The organism is Erwinia oleae, assembly GCF_000770305.1.
Taxonomy (GTDB): Bacteria; Pseudomonadota; Gammaproteobacteria; order Enterobacterales; family Enterobacteriaceae; genus Erwinia; species Erwinia oleae.
Genome location: NZ_JNVB01000105.1, coordinates 1 through 9298, shown reverse-complemented (window position 1 = coordinate 9298; position 9298 = coordinate 1). Strand labels below are relative to the sequence as shown.

Genomic DNA, 9298 nt, shown 5'->3' with positions numbered 1-9298 from the left:
GACATGAGAGGCTTATCCTTATTTTTTCCCACACCATAAAGCAAGTTGTTAGTGTTTCCAATATAGAAACAAAAAATAGGGTAATTCCCAGGAAAGGCTGTTAAAAACGTTATAAAGCGAGGGTGGGTGAAGGAAGGGGCAAGGCGTTATAAAGCAAGAATCAGGCGGGAAAGGCATTTTTCAGGCATAAAAAAACCCGCCGAAGCGGGTCTTGAATGAGGACGCGGAATTACAGCTTTGTCGCGTGCTCAGAGAGGAATTTGGCAACGCCGTCCGGAGACGCGCCCATGCCTTCTTTCCCTTTTTCCCACTGTGCCGGGCAAACTTCACCGTGCTCTTCGTGGAATTGCAGCGCGTCAACCATACGCAGCATTTCGTCAATGTTACGGCCCAGCGGCAGATCGTTAACCACCTGGTGACGAACGACACCCGCCTGATCGATCAGGAATGAACCGCGCAGCGCAACGCCAGCATCCGGATGTTCAATGCCGTAAGCTTTCTGAACTTCACGTTTGATGTCAGCAACCATGGCGTATTTGACTTCGCCGATGCCGCCTTTTTCGATAGGGGTTTTACGCCATGCGTTATGAACGAACTCAGAGTCAAAGGAAACGCCCACAACTTCAACGCCGCGTTTCTGGAATTCTTCGTAACGCTTGTCGAAGGCGATCAGCTCAGATGGACATACAAAGGTAAAATCCATTGGCCAGAAGAACACAACGGCGGCTTTACCGGCGGTGTGTTTTTTAAAGTTAAAGTTATCGACAATTTCACCGTTGCCCAGTACGGCGGCGGCAGTGAAATCAGGGGCTTGACGAGTTACCAGGACCATGTTTACTCCTGTAAAAGTGGTTTGTGAATAAAACAGGACGCAAGTATACGTGTGGCGTCCATCCTTGAACCAGCCGGAGAGACCGATTGCTCAGATAGGTTTAACCTATCGAAAATACTGTATTTTCAAAGTTGCTTTATACAATACCCGTTTTTAGCGAAAGGGCAAGCGGCAGCATGCTCTCAAAGTTTTTTTTGCGTAGCAAGTTCCATCATCCGCGGATAGAACTGCCAGAAAAAATCATTAAGCACCTGATAGTTATCAATGAAATCCTGCCAGGACGCTTCAAGCGCCGCCAGCCGGGGCCGTCGGCTGGCCATGCCTGACAGCACCTGTTGCAGGTAAACCGCTTCTGCGTAGCGTTCCATCCAACGCTCACGCCACAGATAACGATTCAGATTCTGAAAGCGCGCCGGCGTGCCGGGCAGGTCGGGCCGGATTACCGCCTGCGCCTGCGCCAAAAAACGAGGCAGGGGCAGGGCAGGATGCAGTGTGTCCCAGTGCAGGGAAAGAAAGTGATCCCATACGACGTCCAGCGTGATGGGTGCGACGCGGCGCGTCTCTGCGCGAAAATAGCGTTTCGCCGCCAGCACTTCGGGTAGCGAGTCGGTCATCACATCAATACGACGGTGCAGCAAAATGCCTTCCACGATATCGGCAGGCCAGTCAGCATAAGGGTTGCCACGAACAAAATCCGCCATCAGGTTGCCGGTAAGGGAACTGTTAGCAAGCGTGGCCAGGTGAAGATGCGCAAGAAAGTTCATGCTGCGAGTATATCGCCTGTCTGGACGGTGTGTTAGCGGCACCGTTGCATTATTGCAGCGGGAATGACGGCGAATGTTTAGATACGCGTGTTTTTCAGCTAGAATGTGCGCCCTGATTTCCCGAACTGTAAATAATGATGCGCGTTGCCGATTTTTCCTTTGAATTGCCAGAATCTCTGATTGCCCGTTATCCGCAGGCCAGCCGCAGCGGCTGCCGTCTTCTTTCGCTTAACGGCCCTGACGGCGCGCTGACGCACGGCGTGTTTACGGATCTGCTGGACAAGCTGAATCCGGGCGATCTCCTGGTATTCAATAATACGCGCGTCATTCCGGCAAGAGTGTTTGGCCGCAAGGCCAGCGGTGGAAAGATTGAGGTGCTGATTGAGCGTATGCTCGACGATCGGCGCGTACTGGCGCATGTTCGCGCCTCTAAAGCGCCGAAAGCCGGAGCAGAACTGCTGTTGGGCGATGATAAAAGCGTTAAAGCGACCATGTTTGCACGCCATGATACGTTGTTTGAACTGCATTTTGACGACCCGCGTCCGGTGCTTGATATTCTTAACGACATCGGTCATATGCCGCTGCCGCCGTACATTGATCGCCCTGACGAAGAATCCGACCGCGAGCTTTATCAGACCGTCTACAGCGAGCGTCCCGGCGCGGTGGCTGCCCCCACGGCCGGTTTGCACTTTGATGAGCCGCTGCTGGCTGCGCTGCGTGAGAAAGGTATTGAAACGGCCTTTGTCACGCTGCACGTTGGCGCGGGCACCTTCCAGCCAGTCCGCGTGGAGAGCATTGAAGATCACATTATGCATGCCGAATACGCTGAAGTGCCGCAGGAGGTGGTTGACGCGGTGCTTGCCTGTAAAGCGCGCGGCAAGCGCGTGGTTGCGGTCGGCACCACGTCGGTACGCTCGCTGGAGAGCGCGGCGCAGGCGGCAGAGCATGCACTGATTGCCCCCTTCTTTGACGATACGAAAATTTTTATCTATCCGGGCTATCGCTATCAGGTGATTGACGCGCTGGTGACCAATTTTCACCTGCCGGAATCGACGCTGATCATGCTGGTTTCCGCCTTTGCCGGCTACCGCAATACATTACATGCTTATCAGCAGGCCGTGGCGGAGCAGTACCGCTTCTTCAGCTATGGCGATGCCATGTTCATCACCCATAATCCGCAGGCGGTCGACGAGCGGGTGGGCGACTAATTTTATTCCGCCGCATCCTGCGGTGGAAATTTTAATTGTAAGTATCCCGCATAATTGTGCCATTCACATTTAGAGATCTTCCGGCATAACAACACCAATCTTTGCCGGGGCCGCAAAAAGCGCTGGAACTAAAACGGGTGTCTTCACACAACCTTCGATTACTTACATTACAGAATGAGCACTATCTACTTAACTTTTATTTAATCAAGTTAGCAGGGGGCGGGCTGGCAACCCGTTTCCCCAGTTGTAAAGAGCGCATTTCTATGGTGAGATGAATCAAATAAGCGCAAATAATTGACAATGAAGCAGCAACGAAAAATGACAGGGAGAAACTGTACCCAAGCCTCATCATAATATTTATAGAGTAATATCCCAAAACAGAATGTATTAAATAGAGCGGATAGCTTATATTTGCAAGGAAATCTAACAGCAAGCCGCTCTTGAATTTTTCTCGAAACAGATAACAGGTTGCGAACAATATTATCGCAATGGCATAATTTACAACCACTATCCTTTTAATAAGGACGTTATCTGAAATTAATTCAGTAGTAAAGAAAATAGAGCAACTAAACACTATAAAGCTAATGCCTGAAACCGAGCCGCAACTCCTCTCAAACACCCTGTTTAAATAAAATCCAACAAGCATAAATGGTAAATATTTAAAGTCCTGCAAAAAAAATTCAAGATAGCCTCCGCCGTAACTACCGTGCACAATTAAGTAAAAAACACATAAAACCAGAGACATCGCCAAGGTAGCGGTGAGCCTGTTTTTTTCAGGGATCCTGTACATTAAAGCCATTAAAATATAAAATTTTAACTCGACGGAAAGGCTCCAGCTTACAAAGTTAATATCAGGAATGCCAACGGTCTGATTGACTAAGAGAAAGTTAGAGATGATATATTTAGCGTCTAAGTAATCAGGTAGCTCACCATGCGAAAACATATTAAACGCACATATCAATCCCAGGCACAATGCGAGACAGAATATATAGGTAGGATATATTCTGAAGAATCTTTGAGTAAGAAAATCGCCTGTGTTTAACTTTTTCAGTGAGTAGTCAATAACGAATCCACTTATCAAAAAGAACACGGCGACACCGATTACGCCAATGTTGAAAACGTTATTGCAGAACCAGATAAATGAGTGATTTGAAGTGCTTGTGATACGTTCAAACCCAAGCCTTCCGGAAATGTAAGCGTTGCTGTCGAAATATACTGCGCAAAGGTGCGCTATCATCACAGACACAGCTGCCAGACCACGAAGGCTGTTAGCGAAAACGACCTTTCTTTTCATTGCCAACCCTCAAATCTTTAGCTTTATTCTAAAGCAAAAGTTAACTAAATTCCTGATGAATTGCTCCTTAAATCTAAGCCATTGATGTTATTAGTTATGAAAAATTGCTGGAGTTAACGAGGAGGTGATTGAGTGATAGCCTCACCTACATTTATGTAATTATATACAGTGTTTCCTGTGAATTATTCGGCGAGGCAGACACGGGCAAGCTGATGGGCTGCGTTATCGTAACAAGGAACGGCGATGCGATTGCAGGCGGCGCGCAGGAAGATGTGATCATCATCGGCAGGGTGACGCTGATGATCCAGACGATGTTGGATGACAAGTGGCCAGTCATTCAGGTGTGCCAAATTTGTGCCGGAATCGTGACACAAAAAGGCTGAAAGCTGTATGCGTGATATAAACGCTAACTTCGCGGGCTGGCTTGTGTAGCGGCTTCAACGGTTGATAGAATGCGCTCCTTTTTACTAATCATCAGACTGTTTCTCTGGTGGAGGCAACGTGAAGTTTGAACTTGATACCACTGACGGACGCGCGCGTCGCGGACGTCTGATCTTTGAGCGCGGCGTGGTGGAAACGCCGGCCTTTATGCCCGTCGGCACCTATGGCACGGTAAAAGGCATGACGCCGGAAGAGGTGCAGGAGACGGGAGCGCAGATTATTCTGGGCAACACTTTTCACCTCTGGCTGCGTCCGGGCCAGGCAATCATGAAGCTGCATGGCGATCTGCATGATTTTATGCAGTGGAAAGGGCCGATCCTCACCGATTCCGGCGGTTTTCAGGTGTTCAGCCTGGGCGACATTCGTAAGATCACCGAAGCGGGCGTGCATTTTCGCAATCCGATTAACGGCGACGCCATTTTTCTCGATCCTGAAAAATCGATGGAGATACAGTTCGATCTCGGCTCCGATATCGTCATGATCTTCGACGAATGCACGCCTTATCCATCCGACTGGGACTACGCCAAACGCTCGATGGAGATGTCGCTTCGCTGGGCACAGCGCAGCCGCGATCGCTTTGATTCGCTGGGAAATAAAAACGCGCTGTTCGGGATTATTCAGGGCGGCGTTTACGAAGATTTACGAGATGTCTCCGTGAAAGGGCTGGTAGATATCGGCTTTGATGGTTACGCTGTGGGCGGCCTGGCGGTCGGCGAGCCAAAAGAGGATATGCACCGTATTCTGGCGCACGTTTGCCCACAGATCCCGGCAGATAAACCGCGTTATCTGATGGGCGTCGGTAAACCGGAAGATCTGGTTGAGGGCGTGCGTCGCGGCATTGATATGTTTGACTGCGTGATGCCGACGCGTAACGCCCGTAACGGCCATCTTTTTGTGACCGACGGCGTGGTGAAAATCCGCAACGCCAAATATAAAGACGACGTATCCACGCTGGATGCCGAATGCGATTGCTATACCTGTCGTCATTACAGCCGTGCCTATTTGCATCATCTCGATCGCTGCAATGAGATTCTGGGCGCGCGGCTGAACACGATTCATAATCTGCGCTATTACCAGCGCCTGATGGCGGGTTTACGTCAGGCTATTGAAGAGGGTAAATTAGAGCACTTTGTTACCGAATTCTATGACCGGACGGGCAAGGCGGTTCCGCCTTTAAACGACTGATAATTAAACAATGAGGGAAATTTAATGAGCTTGTTCATTTCTGACGCAGTGGCTGCCGCAGGCGCGCCGTCACAGGGAAGTCCTTATTCACTGGTCATCATGCTGGTGGTATTTGGCCTGATTTTTTATTTTATGATCCTGCGTCCGCAGCAGAAACGTGCGAAAGATCATAAAAAGCTGATGGATTCCATCGCGAAAGGTGACGAAGTGCTGACCACGGGCGGCCTGGTGGGACGCGTGAACAAAGTTTCTGATACCGGTTATGTAACCATCGCGCTGAATGAGACGAATGAAGTTGTCGTCAAACGTGATTTCGTGGCTGCCGTTCTGCCGAAAGGTACGATGAAGGCGCTTTAATTTTTGTTTTCCCGAAGGGAATTGCCGTGCTAAACCGTTATCCTTTGTGGAAGTACATTATGCTTGCCGTCGTATTGATCGTCGGCCTGCTCTATGCGCTCCCCAACCTCTATGGTGAGGATCCGGCTGTTCAGGTGACTGGTGCGCGCGGAAGCGCCGCCAGTGAACAAACGCTGGGTCAGATTCAGACCGCCTTAAAAGAAGAAAATATCCAGAGCAAATCGCTGGCGCTGGAAAATGGCGCCATCATGGCGCGATTCGCCAACGGTGACGTACAGCTTCGCGCCCGCGATGCCATCACTAAAGTGCTTGGCGAAGACTATGTCGTCGCCCTTAACCTTGCGCCAGCCACCCCACGCTGGCTCACGCTGCTGGCCGCTGAGCCGATGAAGCTGGGCCTGGATCTGCGCGGCGGCGTGCACTTCCTGATGGAAGTGGATATGGATACTGCCCTGGGCAAGCTTCAGGAGCAGAATATCGACAACCTGCGCAGCGATCTGCGTGACAAAAGCATTCCTTACACCAACGTCCGCAAAACCGATAACTATGGCATGGAAATCCGTTTCCGCGATGCGCAGGCGCGCGACGATGCCGTGAGCTATCTGACCGGACGCCACCGTGACTTGGTGATCAACAGCGCCGGCGGTAATTTGCTGCGTGCGGTAATGACCGATGACAGGCTGCGTGAAGCGCGTGAATATGCCGTTCAGCAGAACATAACCATCCTGCGCAACCGCGTAAATCAGCTCGGCGTGGCTGAGCCGCTGGTGCAGCGTCAGGGGGCCGACCGTATCGTGGTTGAGCTGCCGGGTATTCAGGATACCGCGCGTGCGAAGGAAATTTTAGGCGCGACCGCTACGCTGGAATTCCGTCTGGTGAATACTACGGTTGATCCGAATGCTGCCGCCAGCGGCCGCGTACCGGGTGATTCAGAAGTAAAAAATACCCGTGACGGACAGCCGGTAACGCTGTTTAAGCGCGTTATTCTGACCGGCGATCATATTACCGATTCCACCTCCAGCCAGGACGAGTACGGGCAGGCGCAGGTTAACATCTCGCTCGACAGCGCCGGTGGCAACACCATGTCCAACTTCACCAAGGACAATATCGGTAAGCCGATGGCGACGCTGTTTGTTGAATATAAAGACAGCGGCAAGAAGGACGCGAACGGCAGAGCCATTCTGGCGAAGCAGGAAGAGGTGATCAACGTGGCGAATATCCAGTCGCGTCTCGGTAACAGCTTCCGCATCACCGGTATTAATAATCCGAATGAAGCACGCCAGCTCTCGCTGCTGCTGCGCGCCGGTGCGTTGATTGCGCCGATTCAGATTGTTGAAGAGCGCACTATCGGCCCGACCATGGGACAGCAGAACATTACCCAGGGTCTGGAAGCGTGTCTTTGGGGCCTGATCGCCTCCATCGTCTTCATGGTGGTTTACTACCGTAAGTTCGGCGTGATCGCCACCACGGCGCTGATTGCCAACCTGGTGCTGATTGTGGGTATCATGTCGCTCCTGCCTGGCGCCACGCTTACCATGCCGGGTATCGCCGGTATCGTACTGACGCTGGCGGTTGCGGTGGATGCGAACGTGCTGATCAACGAACGTATCAAGGAAGAGCTGAAGAACGGACGATCTGTTCAGCAGGCGATTCATGAAGGTTATAAAGGTGCGTTCTCCAGTATCATCGATGCCAACGTCACCACGCTGATTACGGCGATTATCCTTTACGCCGTGGGCACCGGTTCGATTAAAGGCTTTGCCATCACCACCGCAATTGGTGTGGCAACCTCGATGTTCACCGCCATTGTCGGCACCCGCGCCATCGTAAACCTGTTGTACGGCGGCAAACGCATTAACAAGCTGTCTATCTGAGGAGTGCGTTGTGGCACAGGACTATAGCGTTGAACAATTAAACTACGGGCGTAAAGTATATGACTTTATGCGCTGGGATAAACTGGCCTTCTCCCTTTCCGGCCTGCTCCTGATCGCCTCTTTGGCGATCATGGGCATTAAGGGTTTTAACTGGGGCCTGGATTTCACCGGCGGTACGGTCATCGAAATTACTCTGGAAAAACCAGCCGAACTGGATAATCTGCGCGACGCGCTGCAAAAATCGGGCTTCGCCGAGCCGCAGGTGCAAAACTTCGGCAGCGCCCGCGACGTGCTGGTTCGCATGTCGCCCGCTGAGGGCAATGCCGGTCAGGAGTTGGGAAGCAAGGTGGTGAGTATCATCAGCCAGGCAACCCAGCAGAATGCTACCGTTAAGCGAATCGAGTTTGTAGGGCCAAGCGTGGGCGGCGATCTGGCGCAGGCGGGCGGTATGGCGCTGTTGGTTGCGCTTATTGCCATCCTGATTTACGTCGGCTTCCGCTTCGAATGGCGCCTGGCGCTCGGGGCGGTACTCGCGCTGGCGCACGATGTGGTGATCACCATGGGCATCCTTTCGCTGTTCCATATTGAAATCGATCTCACCATTATTGCGTCACTGATGTCGGTCATCGGCTACTCGCTGAACGACAGCATCGTGGTATCGGATCGTATTCGTGAGAACTTCCGCAAAATTCGTCGAGGCACGCCTTACGAAATCTTTAACGTCTCTCTGACGCAGACGCTAAGCCGAACCATTATGACCTCGGCGACCACGCTGGTTGTGGTGCTGATGCTGTTTATTTTCGGCGGCGCGTTGCTGGAAGGGTTCTCGCTGACCATGCTGATTGGCGTATCAATTGGTACGATCTCATCAATCTACGTTGCCTCGGCGCTGGCGCTGAAGCTGGGTATGAAGCGTGAACATATTATTCAGCAGAAGGTTGAGAAAGAAGGCGCCGATCAGCCTTCAATCCTGCCGTAATCATCATAACTGAATAAAAAACGCCGCAATCGCGGCGTTTTTTTTAAGGTGCTGAAGGCGTTTGCACCACAATGTTGTGAATGCGCACGTAGCCCAGTTGGTCGGGAGCGATCGTGGTCAAATGCAGAGAAACGGTAACGTCGCTTTGCGGCAGCAGCGGGGGCGTAACGCGTATCGGCTTACTTTGCGCCGACAGCGGTTTCCCTGTTGCGCTATCCAGTTCACCCCATTCAATCTGTGCATCAAAAGCAGGAACCGGCTTTCCATTGGTCGCGCCGATGTGCAACACCGCGCGCGTCCCGTTGGCTTCGCCATCAATATCGCTCAGCGACAGACGAAGTTCACCGGCCTGACTGTGTAGCAG

The 9298-nt window shown here is 51.8% G+C and carries 10 protein-coding genes; 6 read left to right on the top strand and 4 right to left on the bottom strand.

Annotated features, from left to right (window positions below; translation table 11 throughout):
- Window positions 1-229: 229 nt before the first annotated feature.
- Together GS12_RS21210 and GS12_RS21205 are read right to left on the bottom strand one after the other, a co-directional pair.
- Window positions 230-832, bottom strand: a complete 603-nt coding sequence (locus GS12_RS21210) for a peroxiredoxin C (protein ID WP_034912718.1) — start codon at window positions 830-832, stop codon at window positions 230-232.
- Between the two features lie 182 nt (window positions 833-1014).
- Window positions 1015-1596 (bottom strand): ACP phosphodiesterase, encoded by a 582-nt coding sequence (locus tag GS12_RS21205; RefSeq protein ID WP_034950586.1) that lies wholly within the window; start codon window positions 1594-1596, stop codon window positions 1015-1017.
- A 137-nt stretch (window positions 1597-1733) separates the two neighbouring features.
- On the opposite strand from GS12_RS21205, the gene queA reads away from it, so the two are divergent.
- Window positions 1734-2804: a tRNA preQ1(34) S-adenosylmethionine ribosyltransferase-isomerase QueA gene (queA, locus tag GS12_RS21200; protein ID WP_034950589.1), complete on the top strand. Its 1071-nt coding sequence runs from the start codon at window positions 1734-1736 to the stop codon at window positions 2802-2804.
- A gap of 196 nt (window positions 2805-3000) precedes the next feature.
- Here the strand turns inward: queA and GS12_RS21195 are convergent, their stop codons facing one another.
- The gene (locus tag GS12_RS21195; protein WP_034950583.1) at window positions 3001-4098 is read right to left on the bottom strand and encodes an acyltransferase family protein; all 1098 of its coding nucleotides are present in this window, start codon (window positions 4096-4098) and stop codon (window positions 3001-3003) included.
- Between the two features lie 128 nt (window positions 4099-4226).
- Here GS12_RS21195 and GS12_RS21190 point away from each other — a divergent pair, with 128 nt between their 5' ends.
- The 5 genes from GS12_RS21190 (at window position 4227) to secF (ending at window position 8934) form a co-directional block, all read left to right on the top strand.
- Window positions 4227-4481: a hypothetical protein gene (locus GS12_RS21190; protein WP_034950581.1), complete on the top strand. Its 255-nt coding sequence runs from the start codon at window positions 4227-4229 to the stop codon at window positions 4479-4481.
- Window positions 4482-4599: 118 nt separating this feature from the next.
- Window positions 4600-5724 carry a tRNA guanosine(34) transglycosylase Tgt gene (tgt, locus tag GS12_RS21185; RefSeq protein WP_034912728.1) on the top strand — a complete coding sequence of 375 codons (1125 nt, stop codon included), beginning with the start codon at window positions 4600-4602 and terminating at the stop codon, window positions 5722-5724.
- Window positions 5725-5748: 24 nt separating this feature from the next.
- Window positions 5749-6081, top strand: coding sequence for a preprotein translocase subunit YajC (yajC, locus tag GS12_RS21180; RefSeq protein ID WP_034912731.1), 333 nt, complete (start codon window positions 5749-5751; stop codon window positions 6079-6081).
- 26 nt (window positions 6082-6107) lie between these two features.
- Window positions 6108-7955, top strand: a complete 1848-nt coding sequence (gene secD / locus GS12_RS24870; protein WP_072032281.1) for a protein translocase subunit SecD — start codon at window positions 6108-6110, stop codon at window positions 7953-7955.
- A gap of 10 nt (window positions 7956-7965) precedes the next feature.
- A complete protein-coding gene (secF, locus tag GS12_RS21170) occupies window positions 7966-8934 on the top strand; it encodes a protein translocase subunit SecF (RefSeq protein WP_034950578.1) in 969 nt (322 codons plus the stop codon).
- A 43-nt stretch (window positions 8935-8977) separates the two neighbouring features.
- On the opposite strand, the gene GS12_RS21165 is transcribed toward secF, so the two are convergent.
- Window positions 8978-9298: DUF3251 domain-containing protein (locus GS12_RS21165; RefSeq protein WP_034950576.1), on the bottom strand; the 321-nt coding region annotated here is incomplete at its 5' end.

Excerpts from the sequence above, each read along its gene's own strand:
- queA (WP_034950589.1), top strand. The coding sequence starts at position 1,734 with ATGCGCGTTGCCGATTTTTCCTTTGAATTGCCAGAATCTCTGATTGCC.
- GS12_RS21195 (WP_034950583.1), bottom strand. The coding sequence starts at position 4,098 with ATGAAAAGAAAGGTCGTTTTCGCTAACAGCCTTCGTGGTCTGGCAGCT.
- GS12_RS21205 (WP_034950586.1), bottom strand. The coding sequence starts at position 1,596 with ATGAACTTTCTTGCGCATCTTCACCTGGCCACGCTTGCTAACAGTTCC.
- GS12_RS21210 (WP_034912718.1), bottom strand. The coding sequence starts at position 832 with ATGGTCCTGGTAACTCGTCAAGCCCCTGATTTCACTGCCGCCGCCGTA.
- yajC (WP_034912731.1), top strand. The coding sequence starts at position 5,749 with ATGAGCTTGTTCATTTCTGACGCAGTGGCTGCCGCAGGCGCGCCGTCA.